19 protein-coding genes and 1 tRNA gene are annotated in these 22,487 nt (G+C 59.5%); 8 read left to right on the forward strand and 12 right to left on the reverse strand.

What is annotated here, in order from left to right; translation table 11 throughout:
• Nucleotides 1–39: 39 nt before the first annotated feature.
• From AC2FNL_RS03220 to AC2FNL_RS03235, 4 genes are all read right to left on the reverse strand, one after another.
• Complete coding sequence (locus tag AC2FNL_RS03220) at nt 40–2,373, reverse strand: DEAD/DEAH box helicase family protein (protein WP_496832361.1); 2,334 nt, start codon at nt 2,371–2,373, stop codon at nt 40–42.
• Between the two features lie 10 nt (nt 2,374–2,383).
• Nucleotides 2,384–3,781: a site-specific DNA-methyltransferase gene (locus AC2FNL_RS03225; protein WP_496832363.1), complete on the reverse strand. Its 1,398-nt coding sequence runs from the start codon at nt 3,779–3,781 to the stop codon at nt 2,384–2,386.
• Between the two features lie 31 nt (nt 3,782–3,812).
• Nucleotides 3,813–3,887: transfer RNA gene (locus tag AC2FNL_RS03230), tRNA-Gln, on the reverse strand.
• A 91-nt stretch (nt 3,888–3,978) separates the two neighbouring features.
• Nucleotides 3,979–4,968 carry an NADPH:quinone reductase gene (locus AC2FNL_RS03235; RefSeq protein WP_496832365.1) on the reverse strand — a complete coding sequence of 330 codons (990 nt, stop codon included), beginning with the start codon at nt 4,966–4,968 and terminating at the stop codon, nt 3,979–3,981.
• 74 nt (nt 4,969–5,042) lie between these two features.
• Here AC2FNL_RS03235 and AC2FNL_RS03240 point away from each other — a divergent pair, with 74 nt between their 5' ends.
• Nucleotides 5,043–5,966, forward strand: coding sequence for a haloalkane dehalogenase (locus AC2FNL_RS03240; protein WP_496832367.1), 924 nt, complete (start codon nt 5,043–5,045; stop codon nt 5,964–5,966).
• A gap of 9 nt (nt 5,967–5,975) precedes the next feature.
• Here AC2FNL_RS03240 and AC2FNL_RS03245 read toward each other — a convergent pair whose 3' ends face one another.
• A complete protein-coding gene (locus AC2FNL_RS03245) occupies nt 5,976–6,449 on the reverse strand; it encodes an SH3 domain-containing protein (protein ID WP_260066315.1) in 474 nt (157 codons plus the stop codon).
• A gap of 182 nt (nt 6,450–6,631) precedes the next feature.
• On the opposite strand from AC2FNL_RS03245, the gene AC2FNL_RS03250 reads away from it, so the two are divergent.
• The 4 genes from AC2FNL_RS03250 (at nt 6,632) to AC2FNL_RS03265 (ending at nt 13,720) form a co-directional block, all read left to right on the forward strand.
• Complete coding sequence (locus tag AC2FNL_RS03250) at nt 6,632–7,618, forward strand: 2-hydroxyacid dehydrogenase (protein WP_093963047.1); 987 nt, start codon at nt 6,632–6,634, stop codon at nt 7,616–7,618.
• A gap of 138 nt (nt 7,619–7,756) precedes the next feature.
• Nucleotides 7,757–9,550 carry a gamma-glutamyltransferase gene (gene ggt / locus AC2FNL_RS03255; protein ID WP_496832369.1) on the forward strand — a complete coding sequence of 598 codons (1,794 nt, stop codon included), beginning with the start codon at nt 7,757–7,759 and terminating at the stop codon, nt 9,548–9,550.
• An 88-nt stretch (nt 9,551–9,638) separates the two neighbouring features.
• Complete coding sequence (locus AC2FNL_RS03260) at nt 9,639–11,036, forward strand: FAD-binding oxidoreductase (protein WP_496832371.1); 1,398 nt, start codon at nt 9,639–9,641, stop codon at nt 11,034–11,036.
• 176 nt (nt 11,037–11,212) lie between these two features.
• The gene (locus tag AC2FNL_RS03265) at nt 11,213–13,720 is read left to right on the forward strand and encodes a GcvT family protein (protein WP_496832373.1); all 2,508 of its coding nucleotides are present in this window, start codon (nt 11,213–11,215) and stop codon (nt 13,718–13,720) included.
• A 40-nt stretch (nt 13,721–13,760) separates the two neighbouring features.
• Here the strand turns inward: AC2FNL_RS03265 and AC2FNL_RS03270 are convergent, their stop codons facing one another.
• From AC2FNL_RS03270 to AC2FNL_RS03285, 4 genes are all read right to left on the reverse strand, one after another.
• Complete coding sequence (locus AC2FNL_RS03270) at nt 13,761–14,096, reverse strand: carboxymuconolactone decarboxylase family protein (RefSeq protein ID WP_496832375.1); 336 nt, start codon at nt 14,094–14,096, stop codon at nt 13,761–13,763.
• Nucleotides 14,097–14,165: 69 nt separating this feature from the next.
• The gene (locus tag AC2FNL_RS03275) at nt 14,166–14,759 is read right to left on the reverse strand and encodes a DUF938 domain-containing protein (RefSeq protein ID WP_496832377.1); all 594 of its coding nucleotides are present in this window, start codon (nt 14,757–14,759) and stop codon (nt 14,166–14,168) included.
• A gap of 59 nt (nt 14,760–14,818) precedes the next feature.
• Nucleotides 14,819–15,883, reverse strand: a complete 1,065-nt coding sequence (locus AC2FNL_RS03280) for an NAD(P)/FAD-dependent oxidoreductase (protein WP_496832379.1) — start codon at nt 15,881–15,883, stop codon at nt 14,819–14,821.
• Nucleotides 15,880–16,821 (reverse strand): aldo/keto reductase, encoded by a 942-nt coding sequence (locus AC2FNL_RS03285; protein WP_496832381.1) that lies wholly within the window; start codon nt 16,819–16,821, stop codon nt 15,880–15,882. Before AC2FNL_RS03285 ends, AC2FNL_RS03280 begins: the two co-directional genes overlap by 4 nt.
• 126 nt (nt 16,822–16,947) lie before the next feature.
• Between AC2FNL_RS03285 and AC2FNL_RS03290 the strand changes: the two genes are divergently transcribed.
• From AC2FNL_RS03290 to AC2FNL_RS03300, 3 genes are all read left to right on the forward strand, one after another.
• A complete protein-coding gene (locus AC2FNL_RS03290; protein WP_437342871.1) occupies nt 16,948–17,349 on the forward strand; it encodes a hypothetical protein in 402 nt (133 codons plus the stop codon).
• Nucleotides 17,350–17,352: 3 nt separating this feature from the next.
• On the forward strand, nt 17,353–18,585 hold the full coding sequence (locus AC2FNL_RS03295) for an HlyD family secretion protein (RefSeq protein ID WP_170337786.1): 1,233 nt from the start codon (nt 17,353–17,355) through the stop codon (nt 18,583–18,585).
• A 70-nt stretch (nt 18,586–18,655) separates the two neighbouring features.
• A complete protein-coding gene (locus tag AC2FNL_RS03300) occupies nt 18,656–19,276 on the forward strand; it encodes a CDP-alcohol phosphatidyltransferase family protein (protein ID WP_170337472.1) in 621 nt (206 codons plus the stop codon).
• 53 nt (nt 19,277–19,329) lie between these two features.
• On the opposite strand, the gene AC2FNL_RS03305 is transcribed toward AC2FNL_RS03300, so the two are convergent.
• The 3 genes from AC2FNL_RS03305 to AC2FNL_RS03315 are packed head-to-tail and all read right to left on the reverse strand — an operon-like array spanning nt 19,330 to nt 22,441.
• On the reverse strand, nt 19,330–20,403 hold the full coding sequence (locus tag AC2FNL_RS03305; RefSeq protein ID WP_093962823.1) for a BMP family ABC transporter substrate-binding protein: 1,074 nt from the start codon (nt 20,401–20,403) through the stop codon (nt 19,330–19,332).
• A 32-nt stretch (nt 20,404–20,435) separates the two neighbouring features.
• A complete protein-coding gene (locus AC2FNL_RS03310) occupies nt 20,436–21,356 on the reverse strand; it encodes an ABC transporter permease (protein WP_170337474.1) in 921 nt (306 codons plus the stop codon).
• Nucleotides 21,357–21,358: 2 nt separating this feature from the next.
• The gene (locus tag AC2FNL_RS03315) at nt 21,359–22,441 is read right to left on the reverse strand and encodes an ABC transporter permease (protein ID WP_496832385.1); all 1,083 of its coding nucleotides are present in this window, start codon (nt 22,439–22,441) and stop codon (nt 21,359–21,361) included.
• Nucleotides 22,442–22,487 lie beyond the last annotated feature (46 nt).

Below are 22,487 nucleotides of genomic sequence, written 5' to 3' on the forward strand. Positions count from 1 at the left end.
CTACCGTAGAACATGGCGGAGAACAAAACTGCACCCCACTCATTTGTGAAAGATGGCGTCTACTACTTCGTGAGGCGCGTCCCCAAAGACCTGCTGCACCACTAGGGGGGTGACATTGAGCTCCTTGTTCAGTGCTCGGACGCACTTTTCGACCAGCTCTTCACTATCGAAGTCCACCCGATAAACGGCCTTCTGATTGATCCGCTCCCAGAGCTCTTTGAAGGCCTTCTTCTCGAAATTGTCATTCAGGGGGTTGGTTTTCGGTTTGCGACCATCGTCTACGATGCGTGCCAAAGCGTCGGCGCTGAAGACGCTATCAACAAGCTGGAAGACCTGGGGAGCAAATCCGGCGAGTTCTTCAGGCAAAGGAGCAAGCGTCTCTTCTGTCTTTGCCTGATGGTACTTTTCGACGACCTGACGCTGGTGATCCACATAGCCGTTCTGGATCAGGTAGAATTCGATTTGAGACGCCATCTCCGGCGTGACCGTCACATCGCCATGCTCGGTACGTAGCACCTTCCCCTTGAAGTATGCTTCATTGGCTTTGCGTGGCCGGGATGCCAAAGCCTCAGAAATCTCTTTCTGGAGGTTCGACACGAAATCCTTGTAGCTCTCACTCGCAACAACCGTGAGAACGTTGACGTCATGGACGACTGCAGGGTTATCGATGCGCTCACCGGACTGGTCTACGCTAAGCCGCAGCCCACGACCCACCTCCTGACGGCGTGAAATCGTATTATCGCTGTGCTTCAACATGCACATGGTAAAGACGTTAGGGTTGTCCCATCCCTCGCGCAGTGCGGAGTGCGAGAAGATGAAGCGAACAGGTTCGCCCTGAGACAGCAACCGCTCCTTGTTGCGCAGGATAAGGTCGTAGGCACCTTCGTCGTCGGACAGGCCCCTCTCTTCCCCCGTCTTCTTTACGCTTGGGTCAACAAGGCGCTTATTCTTGTCGATGGAAAAATACCCCTCATGCACTTTGTCGACGGGGTCGCGCCCCAGAAACTCTCGGTATTCCTGATGCTCCAGAGGAAGGGTCTCCAAGTACTCCTTGCGGAGCTGCTCATACTCTTCTTCGAAGACAAGAGCGTATTCACCGTTGGTGTCTGCGGCCTCGTAGTCACGGTACTTGGCAACCGTGTCGATAAAGAATAGCGAAAGCACCTTGATGCCCTGCGCAAAGAGCTGCTGTTCTCGCTCAAAGTGCGCACGGATGGTTTCACGAATTTGGATGCGCCGCATGTGCTCTTCGGAGATGTCTTGCGTAGCCTCTCCTGCTCGCAGTTCAAAACCATTCGAGAATTCAACAGCGTCTTTGTTAGCGTCGATCTGTGTGATCGTGAAGCCGCTGTAAGCTTGAAGGCCGTTTGATACGGTCAACAGGTCACGGCCAAACTCCAAGCGCTTCAGCTGACGCTTGATCTCTCCTGTCGCGAGCTTGACCTCCATTTCGATCCTGGCGACTGGCGCCTTCTTCGAAACCTCAATGCCTTCAAGATACAAGTATGGCGCTGTGCCAGCGAGGCCGCGTGTCTGAATGCCGCGTACCGCGATCTTCTTCACGAGTTTTTGGTTGAAAGCGTCCAGTGCATCCAAACGATGCACCCTGTTGTGCTGCGTCTTATGGGTGGCCGAATAGCGCAGGATCATCAAAGGGTTGAACTCTTCTAGCGACTTGGTTGTCGCCTTCCCCTCCATCTTTTGAGGCTCGTCGAGGATTAGGATGGGCCGGTTGCGCGAAATCACGTCGATGGGTCGGCGCGACTGGAAGTCGTCCAGCTCCATGTAGATACGACGCTGATCCTTGCCCTTCGCAGCAAAGGCTTGCGTGTTGATCACCATGATGTTGATGCCAGCATCGCTGGAAAAGCTCTCAAGCTCGTGCAGACGCTTGGAGTTGTAGACGAAGAACCGTGCTTTCTTCTGATAGGTCTCGGCAAAGTGCTCGGCGGTAATCTGTAGGGACTTATGAACACCCTCGCGGATGGCGATGCTCGGCACCATGACGATGAATTTCGACCATCCGTACCGCTTGTTCATCTCGAAGATGGTCTTGATGTAGCAGTACGTCTTGCCGGTCCCGGTCTCCATCTCAATGTCGAGATTGTAGTCACAGCCAGCGCTCGAAATCAGCTTATCCGATACCGGCAGGTTCTGGCGGCGCTGAACAGCTTGGATGTTTTTTAGAACCTCAGTTTTTGGCAGCTGAAGGTCGGCGTTCTTGAAGCCTTCTTCTTCTGTTCTGATCTGTTTTGAGCGACCGGGGTCGATGCGGTAGGTGATACCATCGCTGCGCGGTTGGCCCGCAAAGCAGTCGACAACAGCTTCGACAGCTTCAGTCTGATAGGCCTGGACTTTGAACTTCAGTTTCATGCCAACGCCCTCAGATTGCTTTGACGTCAGTCATGGGCGAGAGCTGTTTGAAGATTTGCTCTACGTTGATCTTCAAGGCGTCGCTGACAAAGCCGTTGTCTCGGAAGACCACTCGAAGTGGTTCACGGGTGGCAAGTTCTTTGACGAGCTCTTCGGTCACGCCTGTCTCGAAACAAGCGGCCAAAGCATTTTCATCAACGAAGAAGACCTTCTTGCCATGGATCGTTTCGCTGCTGATGGGCAGCGTCAAGTCAACTCCCCAGTCGACGAGCACTTGGAAAAGAAGGTCTTCGGATGTGCGGTCTGGTTTGATGTTGTCTACGGCGTCCAGCAGGCTCTTTTGGTCGGTCTGGTCGGGTGTGTAATAGACGTCCTGCATATTCGAGGTGTCTATGCTGAACGCCCGAAAGCCAATATCACGGTTCCAATTGGGGTGATAGTTGCCCTCTAGGATCTTGCGCCCTGCTCTCCTAAGCCTGTCTCTAGTGATGTCAGCAATTGTTGAATATCCAGCTCGGCCTGCATCTGAGTTCGCTTCAACTTCTTCGCCAAGCTGGACAAGCACAAACCGTCTATTCTCGCCGTCTTCGGCATTCGTTTCCATGACGGCATGACCCGTTGTTCCGGAGCCTGCGAAAAAATCCAAGACTATATCGCCATCAGCTGCGCCAGAAAGATAGATAATCCTACGCAACAAAGACACGGGCTTGGGGCCATCGAAATAGCCTTGGCCATCGAATAGTTTTTTGAGCTCTTGGCGTCCTGCCTGATTATGGCCCACCTCTTGATATTTCCAAATTGTTAGCGGAACGACGCCGTCCTTTACTTCAGACAAAAATCTCTTGACGGAGGGCACGTTGTTCCCGTCCTCACCGAACCAAATCCGATTGTCGTCGACCATTTCGCGGAATCGTTCTTTAGACACTCGCCAACATGCACCGTGTGGCGGCCGGACCACTCGTCCGGAAGGCGTTTCAATCTCATAGTCGTACGCTGCAGAATATGACTTCACAGACAAATCACTAGACTTCCAAGGTCCGCGTGGATCATCGTCTCTGTTGGTATATCTTTGGTTCTGGGCTTCAGATCGTGGCAGAGCTCTAGGCTTCCAAGAATCTTTGTCTCTTGCATACACAAGAATATGATCATGGTTGTCACTAAACCAACGTGCATCATTTGATGGAGCGTACTTCTTCTCCCATATTATATTGGCGACAAAGTTTCGTTCGCCAAATATTTCATCGGCAACCTTTCGAAGATTGTGTACTTCAACCCGCACGAAGACCGCATCTATGCTGTTTAAAGGCCATTCTCGGAGGTGGCGACGCCTTGTCGTGCGGGTCGTATTGCACTCTGCCGTCCAGATCCCAACTACCGTGGCGCACTGTTCGACATGGATAGTGCCCATTCTCTTGATCTAACGATTTTGAGAGAATTAGTGGCTGGGGTGGTAGGATTCGAACCTACGATACACGGTACCAAAAACCGCTGCCTTACCACTTGGCTACACCCCAACGGTGAGCGGCTATCTACGATTGTTGGTGACGGTGTTCAAGTGCTTTCCCGCAAAAAATCGAGACCCGCGAAAATTTTTTTGCGGGCGATCTATTTGGTCTCCAACAGCACTGCTCCGGTTCGGTTTCCGGCCTCGACCGCACGGTGTGCGGCGGCGCATTCTTCCATCGAATAGACCTTTTGGATCGGGCAGTTCAGCGCGCCGTCGGCCAGCGCGTGGTGGAGGTTCGCAATGGCCTGGTTACGCAGATCGGCCGGCAGCAGATACACCAAGACCATTTCCAACGTCACCGATTTGAACATGAGCGGATAAAACGGAAGCGTCGGCGTCATATTCTGGGCCGAGCCATACGCATTGATTCTGCCGCTTTCGGCGATAACTGCCACGTTGGTTTCGACGTTTTGGCCAAACTCCACATCGACGATGCGATCGACCGGATGCCCTTGATTGGCGTCCAGGATCTGTGCCGGCAAATCAGGCGCCGTGTAATCCAGTACCGCATCGGCTCCAGCCTTTTTCACACGTTCGAAGTTGCGTGGACTGGCTGTGGCCAGCACCTTTGCTCCGCCCCATTTGGCCAACTGGACGGCAAGGAATCCGACCGTCCCTGCACCGCCGTGAACCAGCAGGGTTTTACCCGATACCGGGCCACCGGAAAACACGGTGTGGCTGGCGGTCAGGCCGGGAATCCCAAGAACGGCACCGGTTTGCAGCGCGACCGTGTCGGGCAGGTGAACAGCCTGTTCCGAGGGCAGGGTGATTTGGGTTGCGGCCGTCCCAAACGCACGACCCCATTGGCCGTTCCAGATCCAGACCCTTTGACCCACCCGCGAGCCCGGAACGCCCGGCCCGACAGCCGAGATGACACCTGAGCCGTCGCTGTGCGGTACAATCACCGGGAAAGGTGGCTTGGTGATCCCGGGCCGTGCGCCCGCACGAGCCTTCACATCCGAAGGGTTCACTCCCGAATAGGCCAGCGCAACTGTCACTCCGCCCGGGCCCGGGGGTGTGTCCGGCAGTTCTTGAATGGACAGAACATCAGCGGCGGGTCCAAATGTCTGATAGGTGACGGCTTTCATGGCGGCTCCGGTTTGTCGCGTCGTGACGTTCACCCTATCGTCGCGGGCCAGGAATGCTAGCCTGCCAAAAAACCATGGGAGATCAGAGTATGAAGGCGTTGCGCACACCGGACGAACGGTTCCAAAATCTGCCCGACTATGATTTCGCACCCAACTACCTTGAGGTGGATGATACTGAAGGCGGCGCGTTGCGGGTCCACTATCTGGACGAGGGGCCGCGCGCGGCAGCTCCAGTACTGATGATGCACGGCGAACCCAGTTGGTCTTATCTGTACCGTCACATGATCCCGCCAGTCGTCGCCGCAGGCCACCGGGTCATCGCTCCGGACCTTGTGGGTTTCGGCAGATCCGACAAACCCGTCGAGCGCGGCGACTATACCTATGCGCGGCATGTCTTCTGGATGGGTGAGGTTCTGCGTCAACTCGATCTGCGGGATATCACCTTGGTCTGTCAGGACTGGGGCGGATTGATCGGGTTGCGCCTATGGGCCGAGATGCCGGACAGGTTCGCCCGGGTCATTGTCGCCAACACGGCCTTACCAACCGGGGACCAGCCCTTGGGCGAGGCGTTTGCCGCCTGGCGACAGTTCAGCCAGGAGGTGCCGGATTTCCGCGCCGGCCGCATCGTCTACGGCGGAACGGTTTCAAAGCTGACCGAGGACGAGGTCGACGCCTATGACGCGCCGTTCCCTGACGATCGTTACAAGGCGGGGGCGCGACAATTTCCGATGCTGGTGCCTGACCGCCCCGACGACCCCGAGTCTGAACCGAACCGACAGGCTTGGAACGTTATCCGCGGTCTGCAAACCCCTGTCCTGACGGCTTTTGGTGCTGAGGACAGGATTATGGCCGGGGTGGATGGGGTTTTTCAGAAACTTTGTCCCGGTGCGGCGGGACAGAAGCATGTTGTGCTGCCGAAAGCCGGTCACTTCCTTCAAGAGGACGTGCCTCTGGAACTTGCGGAAACGGTTCTGGCCTTCATCCGCGAGACGGCCTGAGCAGCGGTCTCATTCTCGGATTTCGTCGGGCTCCACGCCCCAAAGATTGCTTTTGAGGGTCCAGCCGCGATAGCCACCGGCCGAAATGCGGCACCAATCCACCGTGCAAGTGCCCAAGCGGGCCACGACGCCTGTTTCGAAATGAGCGTTGACCGGGGATTTGGGGTCGGGGCTGGCATAGACCGGCAGCATGTCCGACTCAATCAGAACCGTGCGGACACCTGACAACAAAGCGTAGTGGACCCATCCGCCGGCCCCGTCGCGATCCTGAACCTTGCGCCAGTTGCCATATTCGGCCGTCACCTGAAGTGGCATGCCGCGTCGCTTGAACACCCAGTCAACACGATGAGTCAGCGAAGGACCGCGGCGTACGTTCGCCTCGGCCGCCTTCATCGACACGTAGCGCGGCAAAGGCAGGTTCGTCACCTGCCCGCGTTTTTCCTGCGCGTGCGCGATTGCGCCTGTCAGGAACAGAAGCGTGATTAGAAATGCCAGAACTGGGCGTTTCGCCCTCAAGAAAGCACTCACTGCCTGCCCGCTGATTTGCCTGTCTGCCGTGTTTCAAAAAAGGTTGGAGCGATGCCCATGGGGTTCTTGTGCCCCGACTGATCCTGCGCCACGATGCCATGACGCGCATCGGAATGCAAAGCGGTAGGAGGGCTGAAGTGCCAAGAGAACGTCTGAGTGTTGTTGTAACGCGACGGTTGCCCGAAGTGGTCGAGACACGTCTGAGCGAGTTGTTCGACGTCCGTTTGCGGGACACCGACACACCGATGACGCGCGACGAGTTGGTCGAGGCGGTCAAACAGGCCGATGTGCTGGTTCCGACGATCACGGACACGATCGACGCGGGTGTTTTGGGCCAGGCCGGAGAGCAGCTGAGGCTGATTGCGAATTATGGTGCCGGTGTCGACCATATCGATGTCGCGACGGCGCGTCAGCGCGGCATCCTGGTCTCGAACACGCCGGGTGTTCTGACCGACGATACCGCCGACATGACGATGGCGTTGATCCTTGCCGTAACCCGTCGGATTCCCGAGGGTCTGTCGGTTATGCAAAAGGGGGACTGGAGCGGCTGGGCGCCGACGGCTTTCCTTGGCGGGCGGATAGGAGGCCGGCGTCTGGGCATTCTGGGTATGGGGCGGATCGGACAGGCCGTCGCGCGCCGCGCCCGTGCCTTCGGAATGCAGGTCCACTACCACAACCGTCGCCGGTTGCGTCCCGAAATAGAACAGGATCTCGAGGCGACCTATTGGGAAAGCCTTGATCAGATGGTGGCGCGTATGGACGTGATCTCGATCAACTGCCCATCAACACCTTCGTCATTTCATCTGATGAACGCGCGGCGCCTGAAGCTGATGAAGCCGACAGCGGTCATCGTGAACACGTCGCGGGGCGAGGTGTTGGACGAAAACGCGTTGACGCGGATGATCCGGGCGGGCGAGATCGCCGGGGCCGGGCTGGACGTCTACGAGCACGGAACCGACGTGAACCCTCGACTTCGGCAGCTGCCGAATGTCGTGCTGCTGCCGCATATGGGGTCAGCGACGCTTGAGGGGCGCATCGAGATGGGCGAAAAGGTCATCATCAATATCAAGACGTTTGAAGACGGGCACCGGCCGCCTGATCAGGTCGTTCCCGCAATGTTGTAAGAACACGCCAAGGCATACAGGCTCCTGCTGTTTGCAAGGCAGAGCTTTGCCGTGTTTGGCGGTCGTCCCCGCATATGGTTGCGGGGCAGCACGGTGCCGTGCACTGTCAGATTCAGTATTTGGATAAGGAGGTTTTTCATGTTCTCCAGTTGGTTCCCTACTGCTGTGGCCTGCGCGCTGACCCTGGCGAGCCCTGTGTTTGCCCAGCAAACCGCCGATGAGGTCGCGCCCGAGGGTGCATCCGACGGCCAAGTTCAGGCCTTGACCGACGAGGTGATCGCCGCGCTGAAGGCCAAGGCCGACGGCGTGCCCGTCAAAGCTGAAACATGGATGGTTGCGGCGGCCAACCCGCTGGCCGTCGAAGCGGGTGCCAAGGTTCTGGCTGCCGGCGGAACGGCAGCGGATGCAATGGTCGCCGTTCAGGTTGTCTTGGGCCTGGTCGAACCGCAGTCTTCGGGTTTGGGCGGAGGTGCCTTTCTTGTCTGGTACGATGCGGCCAGCGGACGGTTGACCACGCTGGATGGGCGAGAAACCGCGCCGAGAGAGGCAAGCCCGACCCTGTTTCAGGACGAAAACGGCGAGCCGCTCAAATTCTTTGACGCGGTTGTTGGCGGGCTTTCGGTCGGGACACCCGGCACACCCGCATTGTTGGAGGAAGCCCATCGGCGCTGGGGGCGCAGCCCCTGGCCCGGTCTGTTCGAGGATGGTATCCGACTGGCCGACGAAGGGTTTGTCGTTTCACCGCGGCTGGCGGGCCTGATTCAGGCCGACGCTGATCGTCTGGCACGTTTTCCTGACACGGCCAACTACTTCCTGCCGGACGGCGAGCCGTTGGCCCAGGGTCAGCGCCTCACCAACCCAGACTATGCCGAAACCCTGCGGGTTTTGGCGTCCGAAGGGGCTGCGGGCTTTTATGGAGGAGAGATCGCGGCGGACATCGTGCGGACTGTCCGAAACGCTCCGGGCAACCCGGGGGTTCTGTCCGGAGTTGATCTGGTGCTGTATCAGGTGATCGAGCGCGAGCCGATCTGTGCCGCCTATCGCAGCTATGAGGTCTGCGGGATGGGTCCGCCGTCTTCGGGTGCGCTGACGGTTGGACAGATCCTTGGCATGCTCGACAGCTACGATTTGGCGGCGATGGGTCCCGAAAGCGCCGAAGCGTGGCGGCTGATCGGCGATTCCTCGCGCCTGGCCTTCGCGGATCGCGGTCGCTACATGGCCGACAGTGATTTCATTCCGATGCCGACGCAGGGCCTGATCGATCCGGCCTATCTGGCCGAGCGTGCCGCGTTGCTGAATGACACTGGGGCGTTGACCGAGGTTGCGCCGGGGAATCCTGAGTTTGACCACGCGCTGAACTGGGCCGACGATGCGTCGATTGAACTGCCGTCGACGTCCCATATTTCGATCGTCGACGCCTATGGAAACGTGCTTTCGATGACAACGACAATCGAGAACGGTTTTGGTTCGCGTCTGATGACCAACGGCTTTCTGCTGAACAACGAACTGACCGACTTTTCCTTCCGGACCCACAGGGACGGGGTTCCGATTGCCAACCGGATCGAACCGGGCAAACGCCCCCGTTCCTCGATGAGTCCGACGATTGTCATGCAGGACGGGTCTCCGGTTCTGGCGATCGGGTCTCCGGGTGGCAGCCGGATCATCGGTTACGTCGCAAAATCCATCATTGCCTGGGCGGATTGGGGTATGGACGTCCAGCAGGCGGTCGCCCTTCCGCATCTGGTGAACCGTTTCGGGACCTATGATGTCGAGGTCGGCACAAGCGCCGAAGGCTTTGCGGACATGTTGGGCGAGCTGGGCTTTGAAGTGAACGCGCGGGATCTGACCTCGGGCCTTCATGCCATCGAAATCCGCGACGGTCTGCACGGCGGAGCTGATCCACGTCGAGAGGGCATCGCACTGGGCGAGTGATCACGTCGCAGCGATGGGTATTGCCCCTGTGGCGTGGGCCTTCTAGTCATTGTCTGGGCCTGCGCCACTGCACCAAGGGAGGGTTGCCATGGTTGAAGCGACAGCATTGTTCCGCAATGCGGCGGGGATCGACACCGCCATCAGCATTCTGAAACAGCGGTTCGGGGACCGGTTGCAGACCGGCGCCTCGGTCCGCGAGCAGCACGGGCACACCACGACCTGGATCGAAAACCAAAGCCCTGATGCAGTGGTCTTTCCAACCTCGACCGAGGAGGTCTCGGACATCGTCAAGACCTGTGCGGCGCACAAGGTTCCCCTGATCCCTTTCGGCACCGGAACGTCGCTGGAAGGTCACGTGAACGCGCCCGCCGGCGGGGTTTGCATCGATCTTGGCCAGATGAACCGGGTTTTGGCCGTGAACGAAGGTGATCTGGATTGCGTCGTGCAGCCCGGGGTCACCCGCGAGGACTTGAACACCCATCTGCGCGACAAGGGGCTGTTCTTTCCGATTGATCCCGGAGCCAATGCCTCATTGGGCGGGATGGCGGCAACCCGAGCGTCGGGTACCAATGCGGTTCGCTATGGAACGATGAAGGACAATGTCCTGAGCCTCGAGGCGGTTATGCCCGATGGCAAAATCATCCGTACCGGTCACCGGGCCAAAAAATCCTCGGCCGGCTACGACCTTACCCGCTTGCTTATCGGTGCCGAGGGCACGCTGGGCATCATCACGGAACTGACTCTGAAACTGCACGGCATCCCCGAGGCGATTACCTCGGCCCGGTGCTCTTTCCCGACGGTTGATGCGGCCTGTCAGGCCGTGATGACGACCATTCAATTCGGGGTTCCGGTCGCTCGGATCGAATTGCTGGACGCGATGTCGGTCAAGGCTGCCAACGCGTATTCCGGGCTGAAGCTGCCGGAAACGCCGTTGCTTCTGCTCGAGTTTCATGGCTCGGAGGCCGGCGCAGCGGAACAGGCCGAAACCTTTGGCGAAATCGCCGAGGATTTTGGTGGCACGGGCTTTGTCGCTACGGCCAGCACCGAAGAAAGGTCCAAGCTCTGGCAGGCGCGGCACGACATGTACTGGGCGTCCCTCCAGCTTCGGCCCGGAGCGCGAGGAATCTCGACGGATGTCTGCGTCCCGATCTCGCGCTTGGCCGAATGCGTCACCATGGCTCAGGACAAGGCAGCCGAGTTAGACCTGCTGGCCCCGGTCGTCGGTCATGTCGGCGACGGAAACTTCCATACGCTGGTGCTGATCGACATGGAGGATGCCGACGAAGTGGCGCGGGCCGGTCAGTTTGTCGGATGGCTCAACGATCTGGCGATCTCGATGGACGGGACCTGCACGGGTGAGCATGGAATCGGGCAGGGCAAGAAACCGTATCTGGTGCGGGAACTTGGGGATGCGACCCGGTACATGGCGGCGATCAAGGCCGCGCTGGATCCTGACAACATCATGAACCCCGGCAAGATCGTCTGACCAGGCCGGGAAAGCGCGCGCAACTATCGGCTCTTGGTGCGTGCCTGTTCGCGGATTCGCGTCCCAACGTGTACGGCAGGTCGGTTTTGCACCGTTTTGCGTCGGATGGACTTGGCGCTGATTGGTCTCGTTCGGCATAAACCTTGCCAAACAGACTCAATCCGGAGAGCGGGCGTATGAAAACCCAAGTCAAAGCACTGGTCGTTGGCGGCGGCGCCGTTGGGACCTCGATAGCCTATCACCTGGCCAAGGCGGGCTGGGATGATGTCATGCTGATCGAGAGGGACGAGTTGACCTCGGGCTCGACCTGGCACGCCGCGGGTCTGCTTCCGCTGTTCAACATGTCCTATGCGACGACCCATATCCACAAATACTCGGTGGATTTCTACAAGACGCTGGAAGAGGAAACCGGCCTGAACGCGGGGTTCGCGGTGGTTGGAAACCTGCGCATGGCGCAGACGCAGGACCGCATGGATGAGTTCATGCTCTATGCCTCGACTGCCGAGACCTGCGACGTCAAATATGAATGGTTGACGCCCGAGCAGATCAAGGAGCGCTGGCCGCTGATCGAAACCTCGGATCTGAAGGGCGCACTTTACCATACCGAGGACGGTTACATCAATCCGGCCGACGTGACCCAGGCGATGGCCAAGGGCGCCCGCCAGCGCGGTGTCGAGATCGTGCGCAAGATGCAGGCCGATGCCTTCCATTGGAACGGAACCCACTGGGAAGTCACCTGCACCAAGATGGTCGAAAAGGGTGGCAACCTTGTCCCCAGCGACGAGCAGGTGGTCATCACCGCAGAGCACGTCGTGACCGCTTCGGGAAACCATGCCCAGCGTACCGCCAAGCTGCTTGGCATCAAGATGCCCGCGATCCCGGTCGAGCATACCTTCATTGTCATGGACAAGGATCCGGAACTGGTGAAATGGCGTGAAGCCGGCAATCCGGAACACCCGGTTGTGCGCGATGCCGACAACGAATCCTACGCACGCGAAGAGCGCGGCGGCTGGATCCTTGGCATCTACGAGCACGGCGCCCCGGCGCGTTTCGAATACGGTGTGCCCGACAGTTTCCGCGCTGACCTGTTCCCTCTGGATCTGGACCGGATCGCCGATCAGTACATGGCCATGGCCGAGCGTGTCCCGTCCTGTGCCGAGTCCGGCCTCAAGGACGATTTCAATGGTCCAATCTGCTATACGCCTGATGGCAACCCGCTGGTCGGCCCGGCGCCGGGCCTGCGAAATATGTGGCTGGCCGAAGGGTTCAGCTTTGGCATCACCGCCGCCGGCGGCACCGGCTATTATTTGGCGCAGATGATGGTCGATGGCGAAGCCGAGATCGACATGGCCTCGCTGGACCCCAAACGCTATTCGTCCAACTGGATGACCACGGAATTCGCCGCGCGCAAGAACGAGGAATGCTACGAGCACGTCTACATTCTGCATCACCCGGATGAAGAGCGCGAGGCCTGCCGTCCGCTGCGCACCGTTCCGGCCTATGATCGTCAGAAAGCCCGCGGCGCGCAGTTTGGGTGGGTCAACGGATGGGAACGCCCCAACTATTTTGGCCCGGTCGATGCCCCCGACAACTTCGACAAGGAAAGCCGCAGCTTTCGCCGTGGTGGATGGTGGCAGTATGCCGTCGAAGAAGCCAAGGCGATCCGCAACGGTGTCGGTCTGATCGACGCGTCAGCCTTCACCAAGCATGTCGTCAAAGGCCCGGGTGCAACCCAGTTCCTCGACTGGTTCACCTGCAACAAGCTGCCCAAGGTCGGTCGCATCAATCTGACCTATGCGCTTACGGCGCATGGCACCACGCGTACCGAGTACACCATCGTTCGCCTGAAAGAGGACGAGTATTACCTCGTCTCGGCCGGTGCCTGGACCGAGTATGACGCCGACTTCCTGCGCAAGGCGGCCGAGGACAAGATGGACGAGTTCGGCTACATCGAGATCCAGGACGTGACCACCCAGTGGGGCGTCTTTGCCATCGCCGGACCGAAATCGCGCGACGTGCTGAAAGAGGTCATCAAGGACGCCGAGCCGGAAACCGCCCTTTCGAACAAGCGCTTCCCCTGGCTGTCGGCACGTCAGATCGAACTGGGCATGTGCCCGGTCAACGCGATCCGCGTGGCCTATACCGGCGAGCTGGGCTGGGAACTGCATCACCCGATCGAGATGCAGAACTACCTGTTCGACCTTCTGGAGAAGGCCGGCGAGAAGCACGGCATGAAGCTGGTAGGTGCCCGCGCCCAGAATTGGCTGCGGCAGGAGAAATCCTATCGCGCCTTCGGCACCGAACTGGGCCGCGACGCCACCCCGCTCGAGGCCGACCTGCCGCGTTTCGTCGATTTGGACAAAGAGTTCCACGGCAAGGACAAGCTGATCGAGACCGGCGTGCGGGTGAAATGCTGTACGTTGCTGATCGACGGGCCCGAGGACGCCGACCCGTGGGGCCGTGAGGCTCTGTATACTCCGGAAGGTGAGCGCGTGGGGCGTCTGACCTCGGGCGGGTATTCGGTGGCTTTCGAGAAATCCATCGGCATGGGCTATGTAAAGCCCGCACTGGCCGTGGAAGGTACCAAACTAAAGGTCAAAATGCTGGACCAGCTGTGGGATGCGGTCGTGACGTGCGACAGCCCCTATGACCCCAAGAACGAGACTATCCGCAAGGACGGTTGATCGGACAGAGGCCCCGGACGACTCCGGGGCCTTTTTTTGGCTATGCGCTGAGTTCGTCGAAGCACTCCAGCGCCTTGGCTGCGTACATCATCGACGGACCGCCACCCATCTGGATCGCCATGGCCAGAACGTCCGATAATTCCTCACGCGAAGCGCCCGCCTTGACCAGTGTTTCGGTGTGCAACGAAATGCAGGGTTCGCACCGCACTGCGATGGACATGCCCAAGGCGATGAACTCCTTGGTCTTGAAATCCAGTGTTCCGCCTTCCTTGACCGATTTCCCGAGCGCGCCGAAAGCGCGGGCGGTATCTGGTATGGCTCCGTTCAGGTTGCGCAATCCGCTGCGCGTTTCAGCAAGCTTGTCTGACCAGGTCATGTCTTGTGCCTCTTTTACATATTGCATCCTGCATATGTATCAGCGGCGTCGGAACGGCTTTGATCTTGATCAGGTCAAAGGCTTTTCTGCGACAAAAGCCAGATTGTTCGCAGGCATTGGAACCACTCCGACAACCCGCAGCCCTGTGCTTTCCAGATAGTTGCTGATCTGGCTGTCGTCCTTGTAGCCGATCTCGGGATCTTGCCGGGTCAGGTCGGTATGAAAGCGTCGGTCGCCGTCGCTGATCAGCTTACCCTGACGCATGAACGGTCCGTAGAGAACGAACCGCCCCCCGGGGCAAAGGGCCAATGCGGCCTCGGACAGAACATTGCGGGCTTCTTTCCAGCTGATCAGATGCAGCAGGTTAATCAGAATGATAAGGTTCTGGTTGCCAAAGTTCTGGTGCCATCCGGACAGGGTTGCGTCCAAATCTACGGCGGGAAGGATGTTTGGCAGGTCCTCCGCATAGGCGTCGATGCTGGCCCGGCGGGCGGGATCGATCTCGCTTGGCTGCCAAGTCAGGTCAGGAAAGATACGGGCAAATGCGGCGACGTGTTGACCCGTGCCGCTGGCCAGTTCCAATGCGTTTCCAGTTGCGAAGGGCATCTCGGCTAGCAACGCGCACAAGGCGTCTGTATTGCGGCTGGCCGCAGGAGCGATCATCTTCGCGCCGTCACCCTGAGAGGCGACGCTTGCCGTCGGAGGCAGTTTCCGCCTGCCCATCAGCGTAACCGGGACACGGATAGCGCGGAGACCATCGCGGCATCCAACTCGGGCGCGCGGCCTAACGCAAGATCCGCGACCAATCGCGACGCCGCCGGTGCGGTTTGAAACCCGTACCCTCCCTGACCGGCAGACCAGACAAAACTTTCATCTGACGGGTCGGGACCCAGAACAAGCGTGCCATCCGGGGCAAAGCTGCGCAGCCCGGCCCAATTGGTCTCGACACGGGTGACCGGGCTGGTCACCATTTCTTCGTACCGGGCCAGGCCCTCGGCCAGCACCATATCGTCGGCATAGGCGTCATGCGGTTCGACCGGGTCGGCCTCGGACGGTGACACCAACAGCTTGCCGGCATCCGGTTTGGCGTACCAGGTCTCACCCGCGCCCAGCATCATCGGCCAATTTTTCACATCACGGCCCCCAGGTGCTGGCAGTCGGGCCATGGAACGGCGGCGCGGCGTGATTCCGATCGGTGCGATCCCGGCCATCCTTGCGACCTCGTCCGCCCACGCACCAGCGGCATTGACGATGGTGCGCGCCTGAAAGACCTCGGCCGCTTCCACCAGCCAATGGCCGTCCTTGCGGATCCGCGTCACTTTTTGGCGGGTCAGTACCGATCCCGCGTTGGCGCGAATGGTGCGGGCGAAATCCTGTAGTACACGGTCGGTGTCGATGTCGTAAGCGCCCTCACTCAGCGCTGCGTATGCGACGGTTTCCGGGTTCAGGACCGGGACACGGGCCAACGCATCGGGGACCGAAATTTCGGCCATTCCCAGCTTGCCCAGGTCTTTGCGGAACTGGTCGGCCTGATCACTTTTGGCCAGCAGCATCAACCCGCGCGGGGTCAGATAGTCGTTCGAAAAAAAGAACTCGGCGCTGGCCTTGTTCAGAGCCACGACCGAAGGCGGGCCATAACCTTCTTCGAACAATGCCGCCGATCGCCCCGAGGCGTGATAGCCCAGCGCGTCCTCGGCCTCGAGTACGGTCACCGATCCATGCTCGGACAGACGCGCGCCGGCGCTGAGGCCGGCAATACCGCCGCCGATGATCAGAAAATCAATCACTGGACCTCCTCCAACCGGTCCGTCGCCGGTGGCGGTGTCTGGCTGAGCGCCGTGATGCGGGCGTAGAGCTCAGCCGGAAGGTCGAATGTCATCGCGGCCAGCGACGGTGCCAGCTGTTCGGCAGATCTGGCCGATATGATCGGCGACGGGGCAAACGGGCTGGCGGCAACCCAAGCGACGGCAAGCGTCGCCGGATCCACGCCGGCCTGATGCCCCAAGCGGGCCAGCTCCGCAGCTGTTTCGGCCATCCATTCAGCCCCATAGCGGCTGGCGTATCGGTCATCTTCGGACAGCCGGCCGGCTGCACCGCCATGGGCGTACTTTCCGGTCAGCAATCCGCCACCCAGCGGCGAGTAGGCAAAAACCGAGATACCTTGATCCGCACACATCGGCAGGGTCTCGACCTCGGCCTGTCGCTTGACCAGGTTGTACATCGGTTGCAGCGCGTCAATGGTCAGGCCGAAATCTGCGGCGACGCGCACGGCTTTCATCACTTGCCAGGCGGCAAAATTAGACAGGCCGACATAGCGGATCTTGCCCGCGTCTTTGAGCTGGGCAAAGCACTCCATCGTTTCGGCAAGATCGGTATCCGGGTCGAATCGGTGCAGGTACAGCAGGTCGACCATGTCCTGACCCAGACGTTTGCGCGAAACGTCGAACTGCGCACGGATGTTGGCCGCGCCGGCGCCGCCTGTGTAGCCCGCTTTGGTGGCGATCGTCAGCTGCTCGCGCTGAGACGCGATCATCTGGCCCAGCAATGTTTCCGACGCACCGTCGGTATAGACATAAGCTGTATCGAAATGCGTGATACCGGCCGCGCGACAGGCGTCGAACATGGCCCGGCTTTGCTCGGCATCGGCGCGGCCCCCGAACTGCATCGTGCCAAAGGTGAAACGGCCAATGTCAGTGCCGTCGGGATTGGAAAGCCTGAGTGTCATGAGAGTGCCTGAAATGAGCCCGACGAACGGGGGTCTTTGATCAATTGTCGTCCCAAGTTTTAATCAGGGTTGAATTTGCGCATCAACCCTTCCAAACATTCACAACCAAAAACGCAGGAGAGCAGGGTGACCAGCGCAGACCTACACCCAATGGCCACAGGGCACATTCCGTCATATGTGACCCAGGCGGATGGCAGCGATTTTCTCTTCAATTTCATGGTGATCTTCACGGTTGGTCTGATCCTGCTGATCGGTGTCGCGTATTTCACATTGCACTCGATCCCCGAGAAGATGGCACATGAGAACAACCACCCGCAGTTTCAGTTGGTCGGTATCCTGGCGTTGTTGGCCCTGTTTACGCACAACGGGATTTTCTGGGTTGCTGCTATCCTGGTGGCGGGTTTTCAGTTTCCTGACTTTGCAGCGCCCCTGCGCGCGATTGCAGATGCAATTCGGTCGCTGGCACCCGGGGCGTCACCTCCGCCCGCCGTGCCTGACCCTGAGCCCGCCGCTCCGCAGGAGCACTGACGCATGATCGAAACATTTCTGTGCGCACTGGTCACCGTTCTGCCCGACTTTCTGTTCCGACGCTTCGTTCAGGGAAAGCGGATTGGTCACGAAATCACTCTGTTCACCATGTGGTACGAACTGCGCTGGGGGCTGACCGCCTGCGCGATCCTTGCGCTGACGGTGATTACCACGCTGTTCTACTTCCACCCGGCGAGCAAAACGGCGGCGTCCTATTTCCGGACCGTAACGATTCTTCCGCAACTGGGTGGGCGCGTGTCCGAGGTCTATGTTACCAACAACCAGATGGTCACCGCGGGCCAGCCGATCTTCCGTATCGAGGATTTCACCCAGCGCGCGCAGGTCGAAGCCGCACATGCCCAGATTGCTCAGATACAGGCCTCGCTGAAGGTCGCGCAAACGGATCTGGCCGAGGCCGAAGCCGGTATTGCAGGCGCGCAGGCGGCGCTGGCGCAGGCGCTTGAGGATTTGGAGCGCAACACCACCCTGCGCGATCAGGGATCCAGCGCAGTCCGCCTGACCGAGATCGAGCGACTGGAGAACCTTGTCGCCGAGCGCGAGGCCAAGGTTCTGGCCGCGCAATCCCAAAAGGCGGCCGTTGTTCAGAAGATCGAAGAACTGATCCCTGCCCAGTTGGCCAGCGCCGAGGCGCAGCTGGATGCCGCTCTGGCCGAATTGGACAAGACGACAATCAGCGCCGGTGTGACGGGCCGGGTCGAGCAGTTCGGGTTGCGGGTCGGCGATTTTGTCAGCCCGCTGATGCGCCCGGCGGGAATTCTGGTTCCGACGGATTCCGGGCGCGACCGGTTTCAGGCGGCTTTCAACCAGATGTCGGCGCAGGTGATCAAACCGGGAATGATCGGAGAGCTGGGCTGTATGACGCGGCCATTCACGGTGATTCCGGTCGTAGTGGTCCAGGTGCAGGATGTGATCCCTTCGGGGCAGATCCGACCCACTGACGAATTGCGCGACGTTCAACAGAACACAACCCCCGGATCAATCCTCGTGTACCTCGAGCCACTTTATGAAGGGCTGGCAGACAAGGTGCCCCCGGGCAGCAACTGTCTAGCCAATGTCTACACCGACAATCACGACAGGCTTGAACACGAAGATCTGGGGTTCTGGGAAAGGGCATTCCTGCATGTCGTGGACACGATCGGTGTGGTTCATGCGGCAGGCTTGCGACTGCGTCTGATCCTGATGCCGGTGAACACGCTGGTTCTAAGCGGTCACTGATGGCGGGAACGTGAGTGTTCTCGCGCTATTGTGTCTGGAAATGGCGCCTGTCCCCGGTTAACTGCCGCACATGTTTGATGCGCAAATCCGCCCGATTATCGACCCGGCCCTGAACGCTCAGGGCCGTTTTCTCGCGCGGTTGGGCTTTACGGCAAACCAGGTGACGCTGATTGGGCTGGCTCTTGGTTTGGTCGCAGCGGGCCTGATCGTGACAGGCGCGACGTACTGGGCGCTGCTGCCGTTACTGCTGTCGCGTCTCGCGGATGGCTTGGACGGTGCTGTTGCGCGCGCCCGGGGCGGGACCGATTTCGGCGGCTATCTGGATATCACCTGCGACTTTTTGTTCTACGGCGCGATCCCGTTCGCATTCGTTCTGGCTGACCCGGCTGCCAATGGCGTGGCCGGTGCTTTCCTTTTGCTGTCCTTCTATTTCAACGGCACCAGTTTTCTGGGCTTTTCCCTACTGGCGGACCGGCACGGTTTGAAGACCGACGCCAGAGGGCAGAAGGCCTTGTATTTTTCCGGTGGTTTGCTGGAGGGGGCCGAAACGATCGGTTTCCTTGTTCTTTTGTGTCTGGTGCCGGATGCGTTTGCGGCCTTGGCGTGGATATTCGGCAGCTTGTGTTTCCTGACCGCCATATCCCGGATCGTGTTGGCAGCGCGCAGTTTCGGCAACCGTTCCGGGAACTGAAAAAGCCCGCCGTTTCCGGCGGGCTTTGGGTTTGTTGACAGTACATGCCACGCTTATTGCGGGATGTCGCCTTCCAGCCCTTCGACATAGAAGTTCATGCCGGCCAAGGTGCCGTCATCAGCCACTTCGCCCTCGGCCAGCCACGCGCTGCCGTCCTGCTTGTTCAGCGGTCCGGTGAACGGGTGATAGCTGCCATCTGCAATCGCGGCTTTCAGGGCCAGCGCCTCTTCTTTGACGTCGGCCGGAACGGCGTCGGAAATCTCGCCGATTTCAACCATGCCTTCCTTGATGCCGTCCCAGGTGTTCACCGACTCCCAGGAGCCGTCCATCACGGCTTGGGTGCGTGCGATGTAGTAAGGCGCCCAGTTGTCGATGATCGAGCTAACGCGCGGCATCGGAGCATATTCGCTCATGTCCGAGGCCTGGCCGAAAGTGATCACGTTGCCGGCTTCTTGTGCGGCCGCCTGCGGTGCGGTCGAGTCCGTGTGCTGCAGGATCACGTCGGCGCCCTGTTCGATCAGAACCTTCGCCGCATCGGCCTCTTTCGCCGGATCGAACCAAGTGTAGGCCCAGACGATCTTGAACTCGACATCCGGGTTCACCTTCTTGGCGTGGATGAAGGCCGAGTTGATGCCGCGGATCACTTCGGGGATCGGGTACGAGCCGATGTAACCGATGATGTTCGACTTGGTCATCTTGCCGGCGATATGACCTTGGACAGCGCGACCCTCATAGAAACGCGCCGAGTAGACCGACACGTTGTCGGCGGTCTTGTAGCCCGTGGCGTGTTCAAATTTCACGTCCGGGAATTTCTTGGCCACGTTGATGGTCGGGTCCATGTAACCGAACGAGGTGGTGAAGATCAGGTCCGCACCTTCCAGCGCCATCTGAGTCATGACGCGCTCGGCATCCGGGCCTTCGGGCACCGATTCCACGTACACGGTTTCGACCTTGTCGCCAAAGTGCTTCTCGACGGCCTGGCGGCCCTTGTCGTGTTCATAGGTCCAGCCGCCGTCGCCCACCGGGCCGACATAGACGAAACCGACCTTTGTCTTGTCCTCGGCCACGGCGCCCGTGGCAAGGCCAAGTGCCATGGCGGCGCTTGCCAGAAGTGAAGTGAATTTCATTTAGTTACTCCCCAAGTTGGTACAGTTGGCCCCTAGTGCGAGGCGTGGAAGGTCCGGCCCAGTGAGGCAGGTGCGCTGCTCTTGTCGGCCGAAAGGATCACAAGCACAAGGATCGTGATGATGTAGGGCGACATTGCCAGATACTCGACAGGTATGGCAACGCCCGCTGCCTGCAGATTAAGCTGCAAGACCGTGATTCCGCCAAACAAATAGGCACCCAGCAAGGCACGCCACGGTTTCCAGCTGGCAAACACCACCAGAGCCAAAGCAATCCAGCCGACTCCGGCGGTCATGCCTTCGGTCCACTGAGGGACCCGGATCAGGCTGATATATGCACCGCCAAGCCCCGCACAGGCCCCGCCGAACAGAATCGCCATAATGCGGATCTTGATGACCTTGTAGCCGAGGGCATGCGCCGCATCGTGGTTCTCACCCACCGCACGAAGGATCAGCCCGACGCGGGTGTATTTCAGAGTGGCCCATACCGCTGCCGTCAACGCGATCCCGACATAGAGGATCGGATCATGTTGGAACAGGATCGGGCCGATGACCGGAATATCGCTGAGCAGCGGGATATGGATGTCCCCCATGCTGGGCGGTTTGATGCCCACATAACTTTGGCCCAGAAGCGCACTGAAGCCCAAGCCAAACAGCGTCAGCGCAAGACCGCTGGCCACCTGGTTCGCCAGCGCGAACTGGGTCAGCAAAACGAACAGCAGCGACAGCAGCGCACCGCCAACGGCCGCCGCGACGAAACCCAACCATGGCGAGCCTGTCTCGACCGAGATGGCAAATCCGCTGATTGCGCCCACGATCATCATGCCTTCGACGCCGAGGTTCAGAACGCCGGCCTTTTCGACGACAAGCTCTCCGATCGCCGCCAGCAGAAGCGGGGTTGCGGCAACCATCAACGAGGCCAGCAAAAGAACGGGATTGATTTCTCCAAGGTCCATGGTCACGCCACCTCGCTACGGGCCGCACGGATGCGGTAGTTGGTCAAAAGATCGAAGGCCAGCAGGAAGAACAGAAGCATTCCCTGGAACACCTGGATGGCCGCAGCGGGTAGCCCCAGCTGGGATTGTGCGATTTCGCCACCGATATAGGTCAGCGCCATCAGGCCGCCGGCCAGCAGGATGCCCACCGGGTGCAGACGGCCCAGAAACGCAACGATGATCGCGGTAAAGCCGTAGCCCACGTTGAAGTCGATGCTCACCACGCCTGACGGGCCCGAGACCTCGAACATACCGGCAAGACCGGCCAGCGCGCCCGACAGCCCCAGGCAAAACAGGATCAGCCGCGGGGGATTCACGCCAGCAAATCGTGCCGCGCGCGGAGCTTCGCCCGTGAGGCGGATGTGAAACCCCAGCATGTGCCGGTTCAGCAGGACATAGGCAAAGATCACCGCGATAAAGGCCGCGACGACGCCCCAGTGCATGCCTGTTCCGGCGAACAGTTCAGCATTGTGGGCGCTTTCATAGGACTGCAGGTTGCGCGAGCCGGGAAATCCGAACCCTTCGGGGTTTTTCAGCAAACCCAGCGACATCGAGGCCAGAAACTGCTCGGCCACGTAAACCAACATCAGGGAAACGAGAATCTCGTTGGTGCCGAACCGAACCTTGAGCAGGGCCGGGATCATCGCCCAGATCCAGCCGCCGAATGCGCCGGCGATCACCATGATTGGAAAGACGTACCACGCATCCAGAGGGTAGAAGGCCAGACCGGCCGCGGCGCCGAAGATAGCGCCCATGATGTACTGGCCCTCGGCGCCGATATTCCAGATACCGGCGCGGAAGCCCAGCGACAGACCGATGGCGATCAGAACCAACGGTGCGCCCTTCACCAGCAGTTGCGGTCGGTAATAAAATGAGAACTCTCCGAACAGGGGTTCCCAGAAGATGGTTCCGATCGCTTCGACCGGGTTCTTGCCCAGAATTACAAACAGCAACCCGCCGAAAACCATGGTGGCCAGCACTGCGACCAGAGGGGTGGCATAAGACCACGCCTTGGACGGCTGTGGCCGTTTCTCCAACACTATCATTTGCTCATCCCCCCAAAGTCTTCGTCTTTTTTGGATTTTTGCGCCA

This window comes from Ruegeria sp. CRTD044 (assembly GCF_059613485.1).

What these genes read in the sequence shown, in the direction of transcription:
- AC2FNL_RS03315 (WP_496832385.1), bottom strand. Translation starts at nt 22,441, where the DNA reads ATGATAGTGTTGGAGAAACGGCCACAGCCGTCCAAGGCGTGGTCTTAT.
- AC2FNL_RS03310 (WP_170337474.1), bottom strand. Translation starts at nt 21,356, where the DNA reads ATGGACCTTGGAGAAATCAATCCCGTTCTTTTGCTGGCCTCGTTGATG.
- AC2FNL_RS03220 (WP_496832361.1), bottom strand. Translation starts at nt 2,373, where the DNA reads ATGAAACTGAAGTTCAAAGTCCAGGCCTATCAGACTGAAGCTGTCGAA.
- AC2FNL_RS03300 (WP_170337472.1), top strand. Translation starts at nt 18,656, where the DNA reads ATGTTTGATGCGCAAATCCGCCCGATTATCGACCCGGCCCTGAACGCT.
- AC2FNL_RS03275 (WP_496832377.1), bottom strand. Translation starts at nt 14,759, where the DNA reads ATGATCGCTCCTGCGGCCAGCCGCAATACAGACGCCTTGTGCGCGTTG.
- AC2FNL_RS03235 (WP_496832365.1), bottom strand. Translation starts at nt 4,968, where the DNA reads ATGAAAGCCGTCACCTATCAGACATTTGGACCCGCCGCTGATGTTCTG.
- AC2FNL_RS03285 (WP_496832381.1), bottom strand. Translation starts at nt 16,821, where the DNA reads ATGACACTCAGGCTTTCCAATCCCGACGGCACTGACATTGGCCGTTTC.
- ggt (WP_496832369.1), top strand. Translation starts at nt 7,757, where the DNA reads ATGTTCTCCAGTTGGTTCCCTACTGCTGTGGCCTGCGCGCTGACCCTG.
- AC2FNL_RS03225 (WP_496832363.1), bottom strand. Translation starts at nt 3,781, where the DNA reads ATGGGCACTATCCATGTCGAACAGTGCGCCACGGTAGTTGGGATCTGG.
- AC2FNL_RS03270 (WP_496832375.1), bottom strand. Translation starts at nt 14,096, where the DNA reads ATGACCTGGTCAGACAAGCTTGCTGAAACGCGCAGCGGATTGCGCAAC.
- AC2FNL_RS03305 (WP_093962823.1), bottom strand. Translation starts at nt 20,403, where the DNA reads ATGAAATTCACTTCACTTCTGGCAAGCGCCGCCATGGCACTTGGCCTT.
- AC2FNL_RS03265 (WP_496832373.1), top strand. Translation starts at nt 11,213, where the DNA reads ATGAAAACCCAAGTCAAAGCACTGGTCGTTGGCGGCGGCGCCGTTGGG.
- AC2FNL_RS03260 (WP_496832371.1), top strand. Translation starts at nt 9,639, where the DNA reads ATGGTTGAAGCGACAGCATTGTTCCGCAATGCGGCGGGGATCGACACC.
- AC2FNL_RS03295 (WP_170337786.1), top strand. Translation starts at nt 17,353, where the DNA reads ATGATCGAAACATTTCTGTGCGCACTGGTCACCGTTCTGCCCGACTTT.
- AC2FNL_RS03240 (WP_496832367.1), top strand. Translation starts at nt 5,043, where the DNA reads ATGGGAGATCAGAGTATGAAGGCGTTGCGCACACCGGACGAACGGTTC.